General features: G+C 44.1%; 15 protein-coding genes. 6 read left to right on the top strand and 9 right to left on the bottom strand.

The features are described from left to right. Positions 1–202 precede the first annotated feature (202 nt). Positions 203–2,272: a catalase gene (locus AAC006_RS12265; RefSeq protein ID WP_126873969.1), complete on the top strand. Its 2,070-nt coding sequence runs from the start codon at positions 203–205 to the stop codon at positions 2,270–2,272. A gap of 323 nt (positions 2,273–2,595) precedes the next feature. Further along, positions 2,596–3,156, top strand: coding sequence for a cytochrome b (locus AAC006_RS12270; RefSeq protein ID WP_013784841.1), 561 nt, complete (start codon positions 2,596–2,598; stop codon positions 3,154–3,156). A gap of 88 nt (positions 3,157–3,244) precedes the next feature. Here AAC006_RS12270 and AAC006_RS12275 read toward each other — a convergent pair whose 3' ends face one another. Further along, the gene (locus AAC006_RS12275) at positions 3,245–4,159 is read right to left on the bottom strand and encodes a LysR family transcriptional regulator (protein WP_126873968.1); all 915 of its coding nucleotides are present in this window, start codon (positions 4,157–4,159) and stop codon (positions 3,245–3,247) included. Between the two features lie 110 nt (positions 4,160–4,269). Here AAC006_RS12275 and AAC006_RS12280 point away from each other — a divergent pair, with 110 nt between their 5' ends. From AAC006_RS12280 to AAC006_RS12290, 3 genes are all read left to right on the top strand, one after another. After that, positions 4,270–5,265, top strand: a complete 996-nt coding sequence (locus AAC006_RS12280) for a zinc-dependent alcohol dehydrogenase family protein (RefSeq protein WP_126873967.1) — start codon at positions 4,270–4,272, stop codon at positions 5,263–5,265. A gap of 334 nt (positions 5,266–5,599) precedes the next feature. Next, complete coding sequence (locus tag AAC006_RS12285; RefSeq protein WP_013784838.1) at positions 5,600–6,610, top strand: NAD(P)-dependent alcohol dehydrogenase; 1,011 nt, start codon at positions 5,600–5,602, stop codon at positions 6,608–6,610. A gap of 97 nt (positions 6,611–6,707) precedes the next feature. Next, positions 6,708–7,130, top strand: coding sequence for a CBS domain-containing protein (locus tag AAC006_RS12290; RefSeq protein WP_041452560.1), 423 nt, complete (start codon positions 6,708–6,710; stop codon positions 7,128–7,130). Between the two features lie 111 nt (positions 7,131–7,241). Here AAC006_RS12290 and AAC006_RS12295 read toward each other — a convergent pair whose 3' ends face one another. Both AAC006_RS12295 and AAC006_RS12300 read right to left on the bottom strand, forming a co-directional pair. Then, complete coding sequence (locus AAC006_RS12295) at positions 7,242–10,286, bottom strand: efflux RND transporter permease subunit (RefSeq protein WP_339891497.1); 3,045 nt, start codon at positions 10,284–10,286, stop codon at positions 7,242–7,244. Between the two features lie 3 nt (positions 10,287–10,289). Then, complete coding sequence (locus tag AAC006_RS12300) at positions 10,290–11,363, bottom strand: efflux RND transporter periplasmic adaptor subunit (RefSeq protein WP_339891498.1); 1,074 nt, start codon at positions 11,361–11,363, stop codon at positions 10,290–10,292. 156 nt (positions 11,364–11,519) lie between these two features. Between AAC006_RS12300 and AAC006_RS12305 the strand changes: the two genes are divergently transcribed. Then, on the top strand, positions 11,520–12,137 hold the full coding sequence (locus tag AAC006_RS12305; protein ID WP_339891499.1) for a TetR/AcrR family transcriptional regulator: 618 nt from the start codon (positions 11,520–11,522) through the stop codon (positions 12,135–12,137). Positions 12,138–12,269: 132 nt separating this feature from the next. Here the strand turns inward: AAC006_RS12305 and AAC006_RS12310 are convergent, their stop codons facing one another. The 6 genes from AAC006_RS12310 to AAC006_RS12335 all read right to left on the bottom strand — a co-directional run bounded on the left by AAC006_RS12310 (position 12,270) and on the right by AAC006_RS12335 (position 21,390). Next, positions 12,270–15,425 (bottom strand): efflux RND transporter permease subunit, encoded by a 3,156-nt coding sequence (locus AAC006_RS12310; protein WP_339891501.1) that lies wholly within the window; start codon positions 15,423–15,425, stop codon positions 12,270–12,272. Positions 15,426–15,435: 10 nt separating this feature from the next. Continuing rightward, the gene (locus AAC006_RS12315; RefSeq protein ID WP_339891503.1) at positions 15,436–16,590 is read right to left on the bottom strand and encodes an efflux RND transporter periplasmic adaptor subunit; all 1,155 of its coding nucleotides are present in this window, start codon (positions 16,588–16,590) and stop codon (positions 15,436–15,438) included. A 167-nt stretch (positions 16,591–16,757) separates the two neighbouring features. Then, complete coding sequence (locus tag AAC006_RS12320; RefSeq protein ID WP_339891504.1) at positions 16,758–17,921, bottom strand: GGDEF domain-containing protein; 1,164 nt, start codon at positions 17,919–17,921, stop codon at positions 16,758–16,760. Continuing rightward, a complete protein-coding gene (locus AAC006_RS12325; protein ID WP_339891506.1) occupies positions 17,878–18,492 on the bottom strand; it encodes an ABC-type transport auxiliary lipoprotein family protein in 615 nt (204 codons plus the stop codon). Before AAC006_RS12325 ends, AAC006_RS12320 begins: the two co-directional genes overlap by 44 nt. Before the next feature lie 124 nt (positions 18,493–18,616). Then, positions 18,617–20,251, bottom strand: coding sequence for an intermembrane transport protein PqiB (gene pqiB, locus AAC006_RS12330; protein ID WP_339891507.1), 1,635 nt, complete (start codon positions 20,249–20,251; stop codon positions 18,617–18,619). Next, a complete protein-coding gene (locus AAC006_RS12335; protein ID WP_083820155.1) occupies positions 20,248–21,390 on the bottom strand; it encodes a paraquat-inducible protein A in 1,143 nt (380 codons plus the stop codon). Before AAC006_RS12335 ends, pqiB begins: the two co-directional genes overlap by 4 nt. Positions 21,391–21,548: the final 158 nt, after the last annotated feature.

Genomic DNA, 21,548 nt, shown 5'->3' on the forward strand with positions numbered 1-21,548 from the left:
GCTTGCCTTGCGAGTATGTAAAATATTCCTTCTTCTTGTAATTCCTCTAATGCCTATAAATCGGTTTCAACTTAAGTCATTAATTTTATTTAATAATTTAACATGGAATTCTCCTTGCTTCGTTCAGTTCTGAAACATGAATGTTTCACCCTAGACCGTTATTACAACGTAATCAATTAGGTTATCTCTATAAGGAACTGAAATGGCTGAATCGTTTAAATACCAAGGACAAAAAGGGAAAGGCGGCGAGTTACATCAAACCGCGGGTAATGGACACCCAGCTATGACAACAGCGCAAGGTTGCCCCATTCACGACGATCAAAATTCTCTTAAAGCTGGCCAACGAGGGCCTACTGTTTTAGAAGATCACGTACTTAGAGAAAAGATTTTTCACTTCGACCACGAGCGTATTCCTGAACGTGTGGTACATGCTAGAGGCTTTGGCGCTCACGGCTATTTTGAAACTTACGAATCATTATCAGATATTACATCAGCAGATATTTTCCAGCGTAAAGGCGAAAAAACGCCTGTATTCACACGCTTTTCTACTGTAGCGGGCAATAAAGGTTCACCTGACTTAGCGCGAGATGTGCGCGGCTTTGCCGTGAAGTTTTATACTCAGCAGGGTAACTGGGATTTGGTGGGAAACAATATCCCTGTATTTTTTATTCAAGATGCTATTAAGTTCCCAGATCTTATTCATTCGGCAAAACAAGAGCCTGATCGCGGCTTTCCTCAAGCGCAAACTGCCCATGACAACTTTTGGGACTTTACCAGTCTATCGCCAGAATCTACACATATGTTGATGTGGGCTATGTCAGATCGTGCAATACCTCGGTCTTTCCGATTTATGGAAGGTTTCGGTGTGCATACCTTCAAGTTTATAAATGCAGAAGGTGAGATGAAATACGTTAAATTCCATTGGAAGCCAAAGCAAGGTTTACAATCGGTCGTATGGAATGAAGCACTTAAAATTAATGGCGCAGATCCTGATTTTCACCGCCGAGATATGTGGAATGCCTTACAAGCAGGTGACTTCCCAGAGTGGGAATTAGGCGTTCAGGTGTTCGACCAAGATTTTGCCGACAGTTTTGAATTCGATGTTTTGGATGCGACTAAACTGATCCCTGAAGAACAGGTGCCTGTGAAAATAGTAGGCAAAATGGTACTTAATAAAGAGGTTGATAACTTTTTTGCAGAGACGGAACAAGTGGCGTTTTGTACCCAAAACATAGTGCCAGGTATCGACTTTACCAATGATCCTTTGTTGCAAGGCAGAAACTTTTCCTACTTAGATACGCAGTTAAAGCGGCTAGGTAGCACGAACTTTACGCAGCTTCCTATTAATGCACCCAAATGCCCAATGCGCCATTTTCAACAAGACGGCCATATGGCAATGCAAAACCCGAAAGGGCGCGCTAATTACGAACCAAATTCGTGGGATGCCGATGAAAATAACCCTCGTGCGTGCCCAGAGACGGGTTATCAATCACATGCAGAGCCTATGGAAGGCAGTAAAACACGCTACCGCTCAGAAACCTTTGCAGACCATTACAGCCAAGCACGTCAGTTTTATATTAGTCAAACTGAAACAGAGCAAAAACATATGCGTGATGCATTTGCGTTCGAACTGTCAAAAGTTGAACGGTTAGCTATTCGCGAGCGGGTAGTGTCTCATTTGCTAAATGTAGATAAAACATTAGCCGAAAGCGTTGCACAAGAGTTGGGTTTTTTAGAAATGCCTGAACCCGCTGAAGCAGCGATGCCTACAAGAGAAGATTTACCGGTATCTGACGCTCTTAGTATCTTAAAAAATGCTCCTAGCACTTTTAAAGGCCGTAAATTAGGCATTCTTGTGTCTGATGGAATTGATGCCGATATGCTTTCAAATGTTATCGACTCCCTAATGGCTGAAGGGGCTATGTTTGAGTTAGTGGCGCCTAAAGTAGGTGGTGTAACATGCAGCGAAGGAAAACATATTGCGGCGCATCAAAAGATTGATGGTGGACCATCAGTGCTTTATGACGCGGTACTATTATTACTTTCAGAAGATGGCGCAACATCTTTATCGATGAAACCTGAAGCAAAAGATTTTGTTTCAGATGCGCATGCTCACCAGAAGTTTGTAGGTTACACGGCGAACGCCATGCCATTGATTAAAGCTGCAGGTTTGGGTGATGCAATGGACGATGGTTATTTGGATATCGAATCTATCAAGCCAGATGCGTTTATCAAACAGCTTCGCGACATACGTTTTTGGGCTAGGGGGTAAGGGCGTTTTTTGGCCATTTCCCCTTTAGCATATTTACTGTAATCGAAAAGGAATTGGCCCTAGTCTTCAACCTGAGGGGGGCGCTTTATAGGCGTTTCCCCCTATACCCAAGCAAATTTTCCCGTGCTAAGTTGAATTTTAATTTAGAATAGCTAAAAGGCTCGTGAGCTTTACTTTGCAAGTTGCGCAAAACGCAATTGCATTTGCGGTAAAAAGTAGCAAGGCTATATGAAATATATAAGAGCGCAATTTCACTATGTCTTTTATAGTGATGCACATTAATAACTATCGCGTTAATAACCGTCGCGTTGCCCGAGGAAAATATGCAGTACGATACACATCAAAAGTTTTCACCTACCACACTATTTTTACACTGGACTGTTGGCTTAATCATAATTGGCATGCTGGCTTCAGGTGTCTATATGGTAGAGCAAAATGCCTATTGGGTATTTTCGTGGCATAAATCTTTTGGCTTTATTGTGCTATTCCTAGCATTAGCTAGGGTGGCATGGCGAATGAAAAATGGTTGGCCTACAGCGGCAGGGGATTACTCTGCGTTAGTACACGGCGTAGCTAAAGTGATTCATTGGGTACTTATTCTTAGCACGCTGCTAATGCCAATATCAGGGCTTATGACTTCGGTACTGGGTGGCCACGGTTTATCTGTGTTTGGATTAGAGGTATTCGCACAAAATTTCAGTGTAGAAGACCCTGAAAAAACGTTGCCAATAAACTACGAGCTTTCAAAACTCGGCGGCACTGTGCATCATTATTTAGGCTATGTATTGATTGGTGCTGTTGTACTTCACGTTGCCGGTGCGTTAAAACACCACATTATGGACAAAGACGGCACGTTACGACGTATGTTAGGCAAAAGTATTTAGTTAGTAAAATTTAAGACTAACGGCTTCGAATAGACAAAAAACCACAGTTTACTTGCTGTGGTTTTTTTATGACTTTTCTATGCTTTTTTTAAAGACCCGCTTCTCTTAACACTTTATCCCAGTAGGGTTCACCACTATACCGCTCTTTTAAAAAGTCGATAAAGGCGCGCACTTTGGGCGCTAATAAACGGTTGCTTGGATATACAGCCCACAGTGCACACTCAGCGGTTAGGGGGTAATCTTTTAAGACTTGAACCAATTGACCACTTTCAAGATATGGGTAGCTACACCAGGTGGCCGTGAGGGTTAAGCCGTTGCCACCAATAGCAGCGTCGCGTACTGCTTCACCATTATCCATACGAATTCGCGTTTTAGGTTTTATCGATACTACGCCCTGCGGTGTGTCGAATTCCCATGTTTCCAAACCCATAAGATTTACAGCAGCATGTTGAGGTATGTCTTGTGGGGTTTTCGGCGCACCATATTTCTTAATATAGTCTGGTGACGCTACAATAATTCGCTTGTCATCGGCCAGTTTCCTAGCATGCAGATTAGAGTCTTTTAGCACCGCGTCACGAATTGCTACATCAAACCCGCCTTCTATCAGATCTAAAATACTGTCGCTGAATCGAAAGTCGACATTTAGCTGAGGGTAAGAGGCTAAGAATTCTTCCATAGCGGGTACTAAGTGTAGGCGACCAAAAGAGGCTGGAGCGGTTACTCGCAATGTGCCCTGTGGCGTTTGTGAGCCAACCCCAACGGCGGCTTGAGCGATCTCAATACTCGATAGCACCTCTTCCGCATGAGGTAAGAATAGTTTTCCTTCATCGGTTAACGACACTTTTCGCGTGGTTCGGTGAATAAGCCGCACACCCAAATTTTCTTCCAATTTATTAATGTGAGCGCTAGCCACGGCCGGTGAAACATTCAGTTCACGCCCAGCAACACTGATGTTATTGGTATTGGCGATACGTACAAAAAGCTTAAGGTGATCGATGTTCATAATGGATTATCAATAAAATCTATAAACTGTATGTGTTTATAACCTAATTATCATATGCCTGGCTAGTGTCTATTATTAGTCTCGAACTTAACGCAACGAGGCTAACTCACATGAAAGCAATGGTTATTAACGAATTTGGCGGACCTGAAGTATTTACTGCGGCTGAAATAGATGCCCCACGACTTAAAGCGGGCCACGTCATTGTGCGTATTGCAGCAACTAGCGTAAACACTGTAGACACCATGATCCGTGAAATAGGTCAAGACCTACCATTTTCCCCTAAACTTCCAGGCGGTGTTTTAGGGATGGATTTCGCCGGAACAATCGAATCTGTAGGCGAAGGCGTAGAAGACTTTAATGTAGGTGATGAAGTTTACGGTTGCGCGGGTGGATTAGCTGACTTGCAAGGTACATTAACTGAGCTCATTCTAGCGGATGTGCGTTTGATTGCGCCAAAACCTAAATCTCTATCTATGCGTGCAGCGGCAGCGCTACCTTTAGTGGGGATCACCGCTTATGAAGGATTAACCCGCGCACAAACTGCAAAAGGTCAAACGGTGTTGGTCCATGGCGGCGCTGGCGGTGTAGGTCACCTTGCTATCCAAATGGCCCGTCACTTTGGTGCAACCGTTTTTGCTACAGGTGGCTCAGATGAGCAAGCCGCGCTTATTGAGAAGCTGGGTGCTACTTATATTGATTATCGCTCAGAAAAAGTGGCTGATTATGTTGCTAAGCACACCGATGGCGCAGGTTTCGATGTGATTTATGATTCTGTGGGTGGCGGCAATTTACAGAACTCTTTTGAAGCAGCAAAACTATGCGGTCAAGTGGCGACTACTGTTTCATTGATTGAAACTGATTTGAGCCCTGTGCACTTCAGAGGTTTGAGCTTACATGTGGTATTCATGCTGATCCCTATGATCCACGACTACAAGCGTGAAAGTCATGGCGCTATATTACGCGCTATAACCGACATTGTTGATGCAGGTGCATTAACCCCAATCCTGGATAGCGAGGTGTATACCCTTGATCAAGTAAGTGATGCACATGCGCGCTTAGCAAGCGGCAAAGCCATGGGCAAAATCGTTATCGATGTAGCCTCTTAAATTTTCGAGCACAAGCTGTTGAATACGTTCTTGAACAAGCTCTTGAAATAACGACTTGTGCTAACTTTTAGATTTGTACTGTTTACTTTCCCTAAGCGCTACCCTTTGCGCACTTTTACCCTTGGTGATAGCCGTTATGCTCGCCAAGGGGCTTTTATTTTTTCTCTCGCCTTTAATTAATCGTCAATATCCTTATCTCTGTATTAAACCATAGAGCATATTTACTTATGTTCGCATGTTGCGTTGCGAGTTTTTTAGCGCTATTGGTATTTTGTACTCGCAATTGTAAACATCCCCTAAACTATCTTCACTTGCTAATCAGGAAGGAAATTTTATGAAAGTAATGCGTTTGAAAGACAACAGTGAAGGATTAGCATCACTTTACTGCGCAGACGAAGCAGAGCCAACCGTCGTCGGCAACGATGAAATTAAAGTAAGGATCCATGCTAGCTCTCTAAATTATCATGATTACAGTGTAGCGACGGGCGCTATTCCCACAGAGGGCGATCGTATTCCTATGTCTGACGGCGCTGGCGTAGTGGTAGAAGTTGGGGAAGGCGTTACACAATTTGCCCCAGGAGACCATGTGGTTTCTACCTTTTTCCCTGACTGGTTAAGTGGCGCACCTACGGTAGGTGATTTTAGTCGCACACCTGGCGACGGTATTGACGGTTATGCCAGAGAAGTCGTGGTAAAACCGCAGCAGTGGTTTACTAAAGCACCGAGCGGGTGGTCTCATGAAGAAGCGGCTACTATTACTACGGCAGGGCTGACCGCATGGCGAGCCTTGGTTGTAGAAGGCGGGTTAAAAGCTGGAGACACGGTTCTGTTGTTAGGTACGGGTGGTGTTTCTATCTATGCGCTTCAAATTGCCAAAGCAATGGGAGCGAAAGTGGCAATAACCTCAAGCTCTGATGAAAAGTTAGAGAAAGCAAAAGCCTTGGGTGCAGATTTCACGGTTAACTATAATACAGACGAAAAGTGGGGCAAAACCGTTGCCAAATGGACTGGTGGAAAAGGTGTCGATCACGTGGTTGAAGTTGGTGGGCCCGCGACATTAGGGCAATCTATTCATGCGTGTAGAGTAGGGGGCAGCATTATACTTATTGGTGTATTAACCGGTATTAAGGGTGATATTCCAACGGCTACCCTTATGCGAAAACAAATTAGGTTAACTGGCGTAATTGTGGGAAGCAACAAAGACCAGTGGGACTTTGTCAGTGCCTTGGAATGCATGAACTTTAAGCCTGTGGTTGATACTACATTTGCCCTTGAAAGGCTGTCGGATGCGTTTGCTTTTGAGGAATCGGGTAAACACTTTGGCAAAATTTGCGTGAGCATTTAAGCTAAGCATTGTGGGCAGCAACATCGCACGCTGCCCCCTTATTTAGCAAAGCAGGAATCGCTAGGGTTAACGTAAAAGTAAAAGTAAAAGGAATACCATGAGTTTGTCCCATATTATGTCTACTCGTGTGGTCAGTGTGCACATGGATGATAGCCTAGAGTTGATACAAACCTTGTTCGCTGAAACGGGGTTTCATCATTTGGTAGTCGTGCATCAGAATCAACTGCAAGGCATCATTTCAGACCGCGACGTGTTAAAGGCGACAAGCCCTTTTGCAAATACGGTTAATGAGCGTTTTCGTGATAAAGCGACACTAGAAAAGAAAGCGCACCAAATTATGACACGAAATGTGTTAACCCTTTCTGCAAGCGATTCAATTGTTAGCGCAATTTCATTATTCAATGACAACAAGATTTCCTGCATTCCTATCATTGATGAGAAGCGATGCCCGGTTGGCATTGTCTCTTGGCGAGATGTTATGCGCTTTATGGAAGCGAGGGTGAATGCTAAGAAAGGTTAGAGGCTATTGGTAGAAGTTGTGAAAACCATATAATCAGCGATGCTAACATCAATAAAAAAGGTGCGTATAAACGCACCTTTTTTGATTCTTTCCTAGTTTACAGTAAACAAACTAACTGGCTTTTCGATAGCTTACTTTGAACAAAATGCTATAGAGAACAGGCACTGCAATAAGCGTTAGAATGGTGGCAAAGGTTAGTCCGCCCATAATCGTCACTGCCATATCTGCAAAGAAGGCATCGAATAACAGTGGCGCCATACCTAAAATAGTGGTTAATGCAGCCAACGTTACAGGACGCAAACGGCTTAGCGTTGCTTCTACTATTGCCTTTTTAATTTCTAGCCCTTCTTCAATTTGTAAATCTATCTCTTCAATAAGTACGATGGCATTTTTAATCAACATGCCGAATAAACTTAAGAACCCAAGAAGTGACATAAAGCCAAATGGCATATTGGTAGACAGAAGCCCTGTCACTACACCAACTATCGCCATAGGCACCACTAACCAAATGATCAGCGGCTGACGAGCGTGTCCAAATAGCAGTACAGAAATAATGAACATCACTAAGAAACCCACAGGTAAACCTGCACCAAGCGCCGCTTGTGCATCGCTAGAGCTTTCAAACTCACCACCCCATTCAAGGGCATACCCGGCAGGAATGTCCATTGCTTCAATTTGAGGGCGAATACGGGCAAATGCTTTCGCGGCAGTTTCATTATCGCTAGGCTCAGCTTCTACTGTGATAGTACGTAATCTGTCTTTTCGGTGAATGCGCAGCTCTTCTGTCACAATATCTAAACCGCTAGATACTTGCGTAAAAGGCACGTATTGACGTTGCTGTGACGACCATACTTGGCTTTCTCGCACCGATTGAATGGCGGTATCATCAGGATGCCCCATTTTTGCCACAATACTGTAGGCATAGTCTCCATCTTGCACACTGCCTAAGCGCAACCCGCTACTAGCATATTGCACGGTTTGGCTGAAGTCTGAATGAGACACGCCCGCAATACCAGCATTGTAATTATCGTACTGAGTATTAATAGCAACGCCTTTTTCACGCCAGTTATGTCGAATATCTTTGATATTGCCATCAGCAAACATCAAGCCTTTCGCTTCTTCTGCGAGGGTTCGCAAAACTTCAGCATCAGGGCCTGAGAAGCGTGCTTCAAGTTTAGCGCCAGAGCCTGGGCCAAACTGCATACGCTCTTGATAAAAGTTAGCATCCAGGTCAATGTTGTCGAGCAAGCCGGAAAGCTTTTCTTGAACGGCAGGGATATTCTCTAACTCATTAACCCGTACCATGAAAAATCCATAGTTTTCATTGGCACTTTTGGGCGCGTATGTAAGCGTAAAGCGATCTGCACCTTGACCAATAATGGTGGTAACAGCCGTTACATTTTCTTGCGCTAAAATACGTTGCTCAGCTTCTTTAATGATTTTTTCTGTCGCGCGAATATCACGATCTTGTGGGCCCCAATAATGCACAAAGAAAAGCGGAGCGTTTGAGGGAGGGAAAAAGCCTTGTTTTACCATTCCGAAACTGCCATAGGCCACCACGGTAATGACAACAAGTACGGCAATAGTCACCCACCGTAATTTCAATGCCCCGGTGAGGGTTTTGGTGAACCAGCGCTGCAACACAGTAGGTTCATCGCCATCGGTTTGCTTCACGCCTTTGCGGAACACTAACTCGCCAAGCACTGGCACTAAAGTAACGGCTAGTACCCAGCTCATCATTAAAGAAACTAACACAACGGCAAATAAGGAGTATAAGAATTCACCGGTAGCATCATCAGATAGCCCAATTCCCGAGAAGGCCGCGATACCTATTACCGTTGCACCTAATAAAGGCCACTGCGTTCGTTTCACAATAAAGCTTGCCGCATCTTTGGCCGACGCGCCGGTAGCCATTCGCAGCATCATGCCTTCGGCCACTACAATCGCGTTGTCTACTAACATTCCCATAGCGATAACCATAGCGCCAAGGGATATACGCTGAAGCTGAATATCCATAAGCCACATGATAAGAATAGTGCCAAGTACGGTAACTAACAGTACCGCGCCCACTACCACGCCAGAGCGCCAACCCATGAATAGGCACAACGTCAGGGTCACAACGACTACCGACATTACTAGGTTTGCAATAAAGCCATCGACCGATTCATCAACCACCGCAGCTTGGTCGTAAATGGGGGTGAGGGTAATGCCCACAGGAAGGGTGTTAAGTAGATGATCCACTTTGGCATTTACTCGGGTGCCTACATCAACAATGTTCACGTTAGACAGCGCTGAAACCGATACAGTTAAAGCTTCTTCACCGTTACAACGAATGAGCTGGGATTGAATATCAGCAGGCTCTAACTTGAGGGTGGCTACATCGGAAACGCGAATAGAGCGATATGTACCGGGAATAACTAACGAAAGGTTAGATATTTCTTTTATTTTATCTGGTGCCCGTTCTACGATTAACCGTACATTCTTTTCGTCTACCAACACTCTGCCGCCGTTAAAGGGGCGTAAGTTATCTTCAAACAGTGAAGTTAAATCAGGAAAGGATATGCCCAATCCGGCAAGCTGATAAGGATTCACGTAGGCAACTATCTGTTCGGTTTGCACACCACTTACAGTGACCTTCGCAACGCCCTCCGTCGTTAATAGGTCTCGTCGAATTAAGCGCGCAAATTCCCGTAACTCACTGGTGGTAAAGTCGGGGGCACTTAGGGCGTAATAAAGCCCGTAAACATCACCAAAATCATCAAAAACCACAGGGTCTTGTGCGCCGGTGGGCAAGGATGTGGCGGCATCTCGTAAGCGCTTCCTAAGTTCATCCCAAATTTGAGGAAGTTCAGTACTGTCATAGTTGCTTTTAACTTCAACAGTAATTTCAGACAAGGCTGGCGAAGAAGTTGAGGTCAGCTTTTTAAGTTGCGGCATTTGCTGGATAGCAATTTCTAATGGTTCGGTAATTTCCTGTTCCACTTTCTCTGCGCCAGCGCCAGCGTAGCTGGTGTAAACCTTCACCTGTTTAATCGTGAATTCGGGGTCTTCCAAACGACCAATATTGGTCATTGCAATAATACCGCCCAACAGCAGTATTACTACCATTAGCCATACATTTACAGGTTTATCAATTGAATAACGAGCGATATCCATAACTTACTTTTCTCCCTCGTAAGGAAGCACCTTCATGTCTGCTCGCATTTTAGTTGCGCCTGCTGCAACCACCTTTTCACCCAGCGCTAATGAACCACTTAGTACTGCGAAATCTTCGTGAATGTGTTCAACAGTAACACTAACTTTGTTCACTAATTTACTGCTTTCGTTATATACCCAAACCCCAAAACCTGAGGCTTTGTCACCCACTAACGATTGCACTGGAACAACGACACCGTCAGGAAATGGTGAACCTTGTAAGCTCACTTTCACAACAGCCCGCGCGCCTGGCGTAAGAGGTAAATCTGCACGTGGCTCCATAGCAAAAACGACTTCATAAGTTTGCGAGACAGGGTCGGGCTGAGTGCTGTGTTCTACATAATTAACTGGGTACCACTGTGTTTCTTCTGTCGTTAACGATGCACTAGCTTGCTCAATTCCACGATTAAGGTTCGCGGTGAGTAGCCTTTCAGGTACGTTAATATTGAAGTAAATTTTAGAGACATCTTGTAAGCGAGCAATAGGTGTTCCCGCGGCTACAAAGCTATTATTTTCAACAAGACGCTGAGAAACCTTGGCATCGAAAGGTGCATATAATTGGGTATAACTTAAATCCTGCTTCGCCGTTTTTAGTTCTATTTCAGCTAATTCGTAAGTGGTTTTTGCAGTATCAAGGGTACTTTGCGCAACCAGTTTCTGCGCGTACATTTTTTCAATACGATCTAATTCGCGTTTGGATTGCTCCAAACGAGTGCGTTGTTCGTCAACACGGCGCTCAAAAGGTTGTCTGTCAATCGTAGCTAACAGCTTACCTTCTTCGATATCGCTACCTGTCGTTAAATCGGTTTGAACTAATCTACCTGATACTTCAAAACTAAGATCTACCGTTTTTACTGCAGAAACTACTGCCGGAAAGGTAAATTCATCAAATGCAGGAACAGTGCTCACTTCAGCGAGTTTTACATAGCGAGGGGCTACCGTTTGCTCTTGTGTATCATCCTCTGACGAACAACCAGCAAGAGTGAGAACAGACAGGGCAGTAAACGCAACAAGGTGACGAATTCGCGAAATGGGCATAGGAAATTATCGATCCGTATTTGTGGTGAATACAGTATAGACGACTATATTCACCTATAATTAAAGTAAACTGTGCGGTGCATTTTAGAGATCATGCATTGAAAAGTAAACTACGCAGTGTAAAATGACCGCATATTATTTTTAGACAGTAAAATTATGACTAGTGCTACACGTACCCGAAGTGATGTTAAGCGAGATGCTATTATTCAAGCAGCGAAGCAAGCATTTCAGGAATTTGGCGTTAACGGAACCAGCATGGATAAGCTGGCCGAGCTAGCGAACGTGTCTAAAAGAACAGTGTACAACCATTTCTCAGCAAAGGAAGAGCTGGTAATGCACCTAATTAAAGAGCAGTGGCAATCAGCGCTTGTTGATATAGGTGCGCCTTATGATTCAGAGGTCTTGCTGGCCGACCAACTCACCGACCTGATTATGGCCGACATCAACTTTATGAGCGGGGATGAACACTTAGAGTTGGCCCGTGTTGCTATTGGCCATTTTTTTTATGAGCCCAATCGTTTAAAAGATGAAGTTGCCCAACTTCAAGCCCAAGAAAAAGCGATGCATAAGTGGTTAAAAGCCGCAAAAAAAGACAACCGTATGGCTTTTGATGACATTGAGCAAGTGGTTGAAGAGATGGATAGCCTTGTAAAAGGGCAGTGCTTTTGGCCACAACTGTTTAAGTTAGAAGACCCACTTTCTGAAGCGCGTAAGTTGCAAATTGCAAAAGGCGTGACTGAACTGATACTTTGTCGTTATGGCGTGAACACTTAGTTCAAAGCAGATGCAATAAGGCTGCGAAGCTAATCAGCATACTAGTGAACCCCACAATATTTTCTTTCTGCGTCTTAATATTCCCACCGCTATACACCAGTGGGAATATTGTTAGACGTTAAAAAATCTTACCTAGTTGCCATACTCAATCTCAACCTCCACCTCAGAATCATTTGCACGAGATCTACGAAAGATTTTACGTTTTATCCACGAAAACGGTACGGCTAAGTCGAGCATGATTAAGTACAAGCAAGGCACTAAAATTAATGTGACCAGTGTGGCGTAAAGTACGGCAAAACCGAGTGCGGCGGCCATGGGTACGACGAACGCCGCTTGTAGGCTACTTTCAAACATAATCGGCAGTACACCGGCAAAGGTAGTAATCGAAGTCAGTGTGATAGCCCTGAAGCGCGCACTGCCAGCTTCTGTTACCGCTTCTTTAACACTGTAACCTTGTGCGCGGCGTTGATTAACAAAGTCTGTCATTACTAGGGAATCATTTATCACCACACCAGCGGCGGCTATCAGACCAAAAGTAGACATCATACTTAAATCTAGGCCGAGCCAGAAGTGACCCCATATAGCCCCAGTAAAGCTAAATGGAATAACCGACATTATGATAAGCGGTTGCCCGTAGCTTTTAAGCGGTACGGCCAGAAGAATATAGACCATAATCATCGCGGCTAAGAAAAACAATAATTGTTCACTTTGCTGCGCTTGCTGTTCTTCAATATCGCCGCCAAGCTCGGTCATCACTGATGGAAATTCTTCTTGTAACTGAGGAAGTAGTTTTTCCTTAATCTGTTCTACCACTTCGTTCGGCTCTACCGCCTCTTCATCTATATTGCCCCACACATACACGCTACGGTATCCACCTTCACGACGAATGTAACTGATGCCAGGTTTTTCTTCCAATAACGCAATGTCACCAAGCAATACGTCACGGCCTTCAGGTGTTTTGATAACGGTATATTTCAAATCAGCAAAACGCTCACGGGTAAGTTCGGGATAGCGCACCATTACCTTCACTTCTTCGCCATTACGAATAACGCGTTGTGCTTCGCCGCCATAGAAGCTAGCGCCAACTTGAGAGGCAATGTCAGAAAGGGTTAAACCTAGGTCATAGGCCACCGGCAACATAACTAATTGCACTTCTTTGCTGGCAGGATCTATGGTTGAACTAACGTCAAATAGTCCATCTTGTTGTTGAAGCATTTCAATAAACTTCAAACCTGCAGCGTTCAATGTGTTGATATCAGGGCCGAATAAGAGATAGCCAAATTCACCATCATCACCATTTCCGCCATTCACATCGTCTATCACGGTGAACGACTTCATACCGGGAATGTCCGGTATGGCTTCTCGCCAGCGCCTTGCTAACTCGAAGGTATCAATAGGGCGTTTGTCTTCGTGCACCAACGGAGTCAGAATTTGGCCTTGGGTACGCTCATTGTTGAAGGCCAGTCTGTCGCGGATCATACCGGTGCCAAACTCTTCAATAACTTGTTCTTCAACGTCTAAAATAGTTTGTTCTATCGTTTTTAACGCTGTGATGGTGGCGGTATCTGACACGTTTTCATTCATTTCAATGCGAACGCTAGGAAAGTCATGAGGCACTTTCGGATTAGGCACCATTCGCACATAGTTTGCGTTGATTAGCCCGATACTAATCATCAATATCCCAAAGAATAGGAAAAACACCGCCCAACGCCACTTTAACGCGCGCTCAACTGTGCGTTTATAAGGACCGTTTACAAAGCCGTAGAATCGGGTGTTAAATTTATCCCGCCAGCTTCCTTTTTTAATCGGTGTAAAGTGTGTATGGGCAATATGTGCTGGTAGTATTAGCTTTGATTCAACTAAGCTGAACGCTAAGCAAAAGATAACCACAATTGCGATATTGTAGAAGAAGGCACCTTCAGGGCCGCTACTTAGGGTAAACGGAGCGAACACGGCAATGGTGGTCAAAACACCGAATGTAGCTGGCGTAGCAACACGCTTTGCGCCCCGTACTACGTTATCAATGCCGCCGCCTTTGCTTTCTATTTCGGTATAGGCACTTTCCCCTATGACGATGGCATCGTCTACCACAATACCTAGCACCATAATGAAAGCGAATAACGAAAGAATATTAATACTGATGCCAAATATCGGCATTAGCATAACAGCACCTAAGAAGCATACCGGTAAGCCTACCATTACCCACAAGGCCAGCTTGAAACGTAGAAATAGGGTTAGCATCAAGGCGACAAGAACGGAGCCTTGAAACAAGTTTTTAAGCATCATGTCTAAGCGAGCATTCAAGTAGTAGGTCATATCTACCAATATTTCTAAGCTCACCCCGTTGGGAAGGGTTTTATTTCTTTGCTCGATATAGGCTTTCACCGTGTTAGCCACGGGGATGGTATTTTGCGACTTAGTCGCACTTACCGACATGTAAATGGCGTTTTTACCATTGTATTTAAAGTATCGTTCGCCTTCGGTAAAGCCATCTTTAATTGTAGCAATGTCACCCAAAGTGACTTTGGCCCCTGCAGTGCCAATCTTAACGGGAATTTGGGCAAACTCATTTCCGCTGTAATACTGGTTTTCTACCCGAACAGAAATGATGCCTGCATTAGTACGGAGCTGACCGGCTGATATGTTAGTAGAGTAATTGCTTATTGCACGGCTAACATCGGCAATGCTAAGGCTGTATTTACGCAACATTTCTGGCTTTATTTCAATGGCAATTTCATCACTGGGTGTAGACACTTCTACTAAGGACACGTTGCCTAGTTGAAGCAGTTCATCTTCAATCTCATTGGCGATGACCTTAAGTTCGGGAAGGGGTAAATCGCCCACCAATGGCATTTCAATCACGTCTTGTTGAAACTCAATTTGCGATATATTTACCGGCTCCATTCCCGCAGGGAAGGTAGCAATACCGTCAACTCTCAGTTTAACTTTATCGAGTACATCGGTAAGTTCTTCAGCGGTATCGATTTCAAGTGTAACGGTTCCAGAATCACGAAACGCACGGGCTACCGTTCTTTTAATCTCGGTAACGTCTTTTAGCGCCTCTTCTACCTTAATAAGAATACTTTCTTCTATTTCTTGGGGAGATGCCCCAGGATATTGTGCCGACACCGTAATGTAGTTTATTTCGATGTTGGGAAACATTTGTCGCTGAATGGTAAAATAACTGGCAAGGCCCATCAAAATGATAAATATCATTAATAGGTTAGCGGCTACTGCGTTATTGGCAAACCACGCGATAATGCCCGTTTCTGAATTCGTTTTATTCATGGTGGCGCTCCTATTTCGCGGTGTCGCTGTTCGCCGCAAAACCAGCGCTGTTATCGATGACTTTTACTTCCATGCCATTTTGAGGGTATTCAGGTAAAGACATCACCACTTTGTTCGGGTTAAAAGTACCTTGAATAAGAAAGTCGCTTCCATCTTCACGAATAACCTGAATTTTTTTCGAGACCAACTTACTTTCTTCATCTATTGTCCAAAGCGTGCGGTTGGTGACTAATTCTTGAGGAATACGGTATACATTTTCTAGCGTCTTACCTTCAAAACTTATCGTGGTATAGGTACCGAATTTCACGATAGGTTTAGTTGCATTCAGGGCGTAAGGGTCTTCAATTCTGGCTACAAAATGGGTCATTCTGGTGGCACTGTCGATAACGCCCGTGTCACGATGAATTGTGGCGGTAACTTGCGTTTTGCTTACATCGTCAAGGGCAAGTATCGCTTTTGTTCCTAGGGTGTTTTCATCTAAAAATACCCGGTCGAATCCCGCGATAGGAAAGGTGATTTCTGCCTGCTCAATATTATTGATAACCGCCGCGGTAGTGCCTTGGGTAACATAATCGCCGGTACTGATCTCTCTGGAAATAATAAGGGCATCATAAGGGGCAGTTACTTCGCAGTTATTTAAGTCGCGCTTGGCAATTTTGAGCTGAGCTTCTGCCGATTTAACCGCCGCTTGTGCACTCATAACCTGTGGCTTTCTAAGATACAAGTCGGTGATCCTCGCATCAGGCATAGATTTAGCTTCTAATGCCGCTACATCCGCTTGAGCTTGCTCTTGAATTAATTGGGCCTGCGCACTGGAAAGGTTAGCTTGCGCGAGTAATAGCGCTGCCTCGTAGGCATCTTTTTCTACCGAGAATAACACTTCACCTCGACGAACCAGTCCACCACTTACAAATTTGGGGTTCCAAGACTCCACCTCTCCGGAGACCTGAGCAGCAAGGTTAGTACTTTCTAGCGGCTGCACTTCCCCATATGAAGATAATGTGATGACAGAGCTTTCAACATCAATGTGCTCGATAGTGACGGTGGGACGGGTGTCTACCGCTTCAGTTATGGCTGAATCTGAGGCAGAGGCCTCAATGCCTTTCATTATAAAGTAACTTACTACCAAGATGGCAACGGGAAGTATGAATTTCATCCATTTCATAATCGGGTCTTTTTAAAAAAATTAGCTGAGTGGAGTTTAACGACAAACTGTGTCTAAGTTATTCATCAATTGTAACTAAACGTGAGTCAATAAATGTAAAGACTCAGGGAGACCAATGCTTGCATACGTAAGGGGATTGAGGGAGGGAATATCTTTGGTTGATTAGTCTAGCGACTACTTTTACGCTTGAGTTCTGTTGCGGTACACACTTTATTTCTACCGTCATTTTTTGCTTGGTATAACGCTTGGTCGGCCAAGTTTAACGCAGTAGTGAGTGTCATAGACGGCGTAATCTCGCACACCCCAAAACTTGATGTAACACGGTGCGATTTGTTATCAACCGGAATGGCTTTAGCACTCAGGTTTTCTCTTATTTGTTCAGTCACCATTCTCGCATCTTGCGCATTGGTTTCTGGAAAAATAAATAAAAATTCTTCGCCGCCCCATCGTGATAGACCATCTTGAGCGCGCAAGCGGCTGCTGAAAACGCTGGCAACCTGTTTCAAAACCTCGTCACCCACATCGTGTCCGAAGGTATCATTTATAGATTTAAAACGGTCGATATCAGCGAGCGCGATAGAAAATGGTTTTTTGTTTCTCTGCATTCTGCTGAGTTCTTGCTCAAGCTGCTGCTGGCCACCTCTGCGGTTTAGCTGGGTAGTTAGAGGGTCATATCTTGCTTGACGTTCGAACTGTTCGCTCAGGTACACGGCCGTATTGTAGCTACGTTGACGGCTATATTCATAAACTGCGGATAGGAAAGAAACCGTGATGAAAGTATAAACAATACGCGTTTTAAACTCGAAAGAATACTCTGTCGCCAATAAGGCATTATCGGGTGTAAAAAATATGACAATAATAACTGCGGCAAAACCTGTTAGCGCCATTAGCCCCCGGCGAAAACCGGTAAAAAACATGGTGACTGAGGGAACGGTAAATATCCAAAGAGGCCCCGTATTTTCACTTCCACCAGTCACGACTAGTATCAGCATAAGTGACATTAGACAGGCAATTAAAACGGTAGCAGAAATGAAACTGCCTCGCTTTGCCCCTATCATTGCTTGTAGTTTATGAGATATTGCAAACAGTATGGTGGCAGAAAATAACACGGAGGTTAAGAATGTTTCTTGTGCAAACAGTGCCCGAAACCCAAGTAAAAAAGTCACGGTCATCCCAACCGCAGAGAACATGTTAACGACTCTGATTCGACGATTTAGATCGTCAGACAGAGAAGCGTCGGTTCCAAGGTTTACAAACTTTTTAAGGGCACTAATCATAAAAATAGGGTTATCCCTTAGTGACTTCGCTAGCGATATTTTCCGCCAAGGCATGAATAGCTTCTCGCATCACTTCGATACTTGCAGGGAATCCATCGACTGCAAGGGGGAGTATGTACTCGAAATTACGTGCTGACTGCGATTCGTCGATATGTTTTACAGTGTATTGACCGCTCAGAATAATATCGCCTTGCCATGTCGCGATAAAGTCGTCTATCTGTAGGGTTAAATAGTCATTAGCCTCTTTGGCATTCATATTGTGGGTAACTAAAATTACACCTTGGGTGCGCAACGATGCTTTTAATGACTTAGTAATACCCTCATCAAGTGGCTCGGCCCAAAGGTGGTCAGTCGCGATATGTAAACTGGTAGAGCTGGTTTGATAAACTAGGCCACGCTGTTTTAGATAGTCGGGAAGGATAATCTTATTTATTAATAAACGATGGGGGGGAGTTTCATACTCATTTGCAAAAGACGAAGTCGTTGAATGTAGCAAGTAATATTGCAGTGCGCTGCCAGATGAAGCACAGCCTACTAGTGAAGCGCCAAGAAAAGCAGCGAAAATTAATCTTGCTCTAATAACTTTGCAAACCAGCGCATTCCTATTGTTAATAAAAGTGTTCATTATTATCCTTACAGTACATAGATAGCGCTTAGCTCAGCCGCTTCTAGGTTGGCATTTACTTGCCCACGCAAACCCAGAAGCCTTATACGTATTTTAGTTCTTAGTTGACTAAGTTTCTACTTCGCTAATTTTTCGCTTTTGGTTCAATACCAGAGCTATTGCTATCAGTAAAAATTAAGCTATTCGGTGACTGATTCAGCTTTAATAACAAAGGCTGAAGATTACGCATAGTATCTTGCATAGTATCTACCGTTTCTTTGATTTCAGACTGGCTCAAGCCCCCTTCGCTGTAGTTTTTTAACAAGCTGTCTAAGCTTATCAATACTTGATTTAAGTTAGTGTTAAGCAGCTCTGTATCTACATTTTCAATAAGCAAATCAAAGTCATCACTCGCCGTTTCAACAGACTGCGCAGCCAGTTTCATATCTTCCACGGCCAATAATACGTTTGATACCATGTCACCCAAAGGCAGTTGATTTATCTTGTCTAAAATCGCATCTGCTTTTTGCGTAATTTGCGTAAACTCGTTAGATACAGTTGGGATCACTTCGTAACCGTTCAGCACCGCTATTTCATCACTGTCGTCAGGTTTTGAAACGTGCTGTAAGTCTACAAAAAGACCACCGGTGAGTACATTACCCATTCGGAGGGTAGCCCTTAAATCTTTACGAAGCCAATTGCGTATGGTTTGTTTGATGGCATTCAAGCCTTCTTCTGTGTCCGGCTGTCTGACTTTTCCAGGGTAGATGTTAATAATGACGGGGATGGGATAATCCCGTTCAAGTATGTTGCCTTCCACGGCAGGAAACGAGTTAATAGCCGTTACATTACCGATTTCAATACCTCGGTATTCAACGGGGGCGCCTACGGTAAGCCCACGAACACTTTCATCAACTAAAAGCACATACTCGGCGGTAAGCTTGTACCGTGCATTGGAGGCAGTAGCAATATCGCCGTAAATAGTAAAAAACGCGTTCTCTACCACTTGCTCACCAATTTGAACCCCTTCAGGTACACCAAAGGTAATACCGTTGGCTAACAGGGTTTCTAAACTGCCGGTTTCCATTTTTACGCCGCTTGATTCAAGCTTAAGCTTTACGCCGCTTACATCCCAAAAACGCGTATTCTCGGTAACAAGCTTATGGTAGGGGGCTTCAATAAACGTATCGTAGTACACCACACGTTCTTCAATATTAAAGACCGCATCTTCAAACTCACCGACTTTGAAGCCTTTGTAAATGATGGGGTCGCCTGGTTTATAAGCAAACTCATCATCGCTTTGCAGAATGACGTGTAATCCAGGTGTGCCAGCAGGTGTTACCGGAGGGCGCTCGAGGGCGATAAAATTGAGCTGTTCTTTACCGCTGTCATTCGCAGCCATGGCGATATAACTACCAGAGAGTAAGGTGTTTAGACCGGACACTTCTGAAAAACTAATTCGCGGGGCTACCACCCAAAATTCACTTTTATCGGTAAGTAGGTGAGATGCATTGGCATCGATGCGCGCAGTTACCAATACACCATCTAAGTTAGGCTTAAGCGTAATCTTTTTCACTTGTCCTACATCTAAATCCCGTACTTTTATTGGGGTTTTGTTAACTTCAATGCCAGTGGCAGATTGCAACTCTATAGTGATCAGAGGCCCCTGATTTTTCCATTGCTGATAAACCATCCAGCCACCAACCACGACTACTAATATGGGAATGATCCATATACGAGAGATTGATTTTGTGGACGTAACTTTTGCCTCTTCTGTCATGGTAGTTGTTTCCAATGCTGCCAAATTAACCGTGAATCAAATGTCATCGCGGCTATCATCGTAGTAAAGACCACCGCGCAAAACGCAAGCGCTGCGGGGCCAGGGAAAATAGAAAGTGTATTACCCATTTGAATCAATGCAACCAATACCGCGACAACGAAAACATCAATCATAGACCAGCGTCCAATTGCTTCGGTGATGCGGTAATAGCGAATGCGTAATTGTGTAGAGCCTGTTCGGCCCAGTTGAACACTTAGATTCAACCAACACAGAATGATAATTTTAGCGACGGGTACCACTACGCTGGCCACTAAAATAATAATGGCGATGGGGTAGGAGCCCCCCTCCCACAGCGTGATCACGCCGCCTATAATGGTATTTGGGGTTTCTTGACCAAAAAATTCAGTTCGCATGATAGGTAATACGTTAGCGGGGATATACAAAATAGTTGATGTAAGTAGCAGCGCCCAAGTGCGTTGTATACTGCCACTGGCTTGTTTTTCTTCTAAAGGTTTTGGCGGTGGTAAGTTGCCTTCGTGCAGCCACAACGCAAACCCTGTACTGTCAAAGTTCGACATAGAAAGAGCCATAAATGCGGTAAAACCAATAAAAGCGTAAAAAGACATACCAATAGCTACATCGGCGAGTTCGGAGACTTTTATCAAACTAACTAATGTTCCAACTAAGAATATCTCGGCCATACTCCACGGTAGCAAGGCTCTTACCCAATAAAACATTCGCTTAATAAATGGGGTTCTTGCATTGTTTAAATGTGCTAACCCAAGGGTAATAAAACCTAAAAGCACCATGCCGGGTAAAATTAACGTCGCTAATCCGGTAATAATAGCCAACGATAAATAGTCATTTTCCATTAAAACAGAAAGACCACCGGGAAGATCGATACTATGCTTCTGACCACTTGATTTAAAAGTCAAAAAGTTAAAAGGTAGGGATAGGGCCAAGAACACAAACGCACTTATTGAAAACGCCAAAAGCCGCTCGCTCGCATTTCTCTTAAATGTGAGCAAGGTATGATGGCATCGAGGGCATACTGCCCGTTCTCGATGATTCAATTCTGGCAATACAACGCGATGATGGCATTGTTCGCAAACGAGGGTTAACCTATTACCTTCAGCCATAGGGGTAAGAAAACGACTACCTTATTTTAAATGGAAACATCGAACTGTAGATCCAAGCCTTAGAGCCGGAATGTATACCCAAACTATAAAAACGACGGTTAAACCGTTGAATTGTAATTGTTAACAGAATAGCGTATTCCACGGTTAGCGGGAAGCTT

This window comes from uncultured Alteromonas sp., from assembly GCF_963976965.1.
Taxonomy (GTDB): Bacteria; Pseudomonadota; Gammaproteobacteria; order Enterobacterales; family Alteromonadaceae; genus Alteromonas; species Alteromonas naphthalenivorans.

Bases quoted from the DNA above. Each gene is read 5' to 3' on its own strand.
- AAC006_RS12325 (WP_339891506.1), bottom strand. From the start codon at position 18,492: ATGAACACTTTTATTAACAATAGGAATGCGCTGGTTTGCAAAGTTATT.
- AAC006_RS12270 (WP_013784841.1), top strand. From the start codon at position 2,596: ATGCAGTACGATACACATCAAAAGTTTTCACCTACCACACTATTTTTA.
- AAC006_RS12280 (WP_126873967.1), top strand. From the start codon at position 4,270: ATGAAAGCAATGGTTATTAACGAATTTGGCGGACCTGAAGTATTTACT.
- AAC006_RS12295 (WP_339891497.1), bottom strand. From the start codon at position 10,286: ATGGATATCGCTCGTTATTCAATTGATAAACCTGTAAATGTATGGCTA.
- pqiB (WP_339891507.1), bottom strand. From the start codon at position 20,251: ATGACAGAAGAGGCAAAAGTTACGTCCACAAAATCAATCTCTCGTATA.
- AAC006_RS12265 (WP_126873969.1), top strand. From the start codon at position 203: ATGGCTGAATCGTTTAAATACCAAGGACAAAAAGGGAAAGGCGGCGAG.
- AAC006_RS12310 (WP_339891501.1), bottom strand. From the start codon at position 15,425: ATGAATAAAACGAATTCAGAAACGGGCATTATCGCGTGGTTTGCCAAT.
- AAC006_RS12335 (WP_083820155.1), bottom strand. From the start codon at position 21,390: ATGGCTGAAGGTAATAGGTTAACCCTCGTTTGCGAACAATGCCATCAT.
- AAC006_RS12285 (WP_013784838.1), top strand. From the start codon at position 5,600: ATGAAAGTAATGCGTTTGAAAGACAACAGTGAAGGATTAGCATCACTT.
- AAC006_RS12300 (WP_339891498.1), bottom strand. From the start codon at position 11,363: ATGCCCATTTCGCGAATTCGTCACCTTGTTGCGTTTACTGCCCTGTCT.
- AAC006_RS12320 (WP_339891504.1), bottom strand. From the start codon at position 17,921: ATGCCTTGGCGGAAAATATCGCTAGCGAAGTCACTAAGGGATAACCCT.
- AAC006_RS12290 (WP_041452560.1), top strand. From the start codon at position 6,708: ATGAGTTTGTCCCATATTATGTCTACTCGTGTGGTCAGTGTGCACATG.
- AAC006_RS12315 (WP_339891503.1), bottom strand. From the start codon at position 16,590: ATGAAATGGATGAAATTCATACTTCCCGTTGCCATCTTGGTAGTAAGT.
- AAC006_RS12305 (WP_339891499.1), top strand. From the start codon at position 11,520: ATGACTAGTGCTACACGTACCCGAAGTGATGTTAAGCGAGATGCTATT.
- AAC006_RS12275 (WP_126873968.1), bottom strand. From the start codon at position 4,159: ATGAACATCGATCACCTTAAGCTTTTTGTACGTATCGCCAATACCAAT.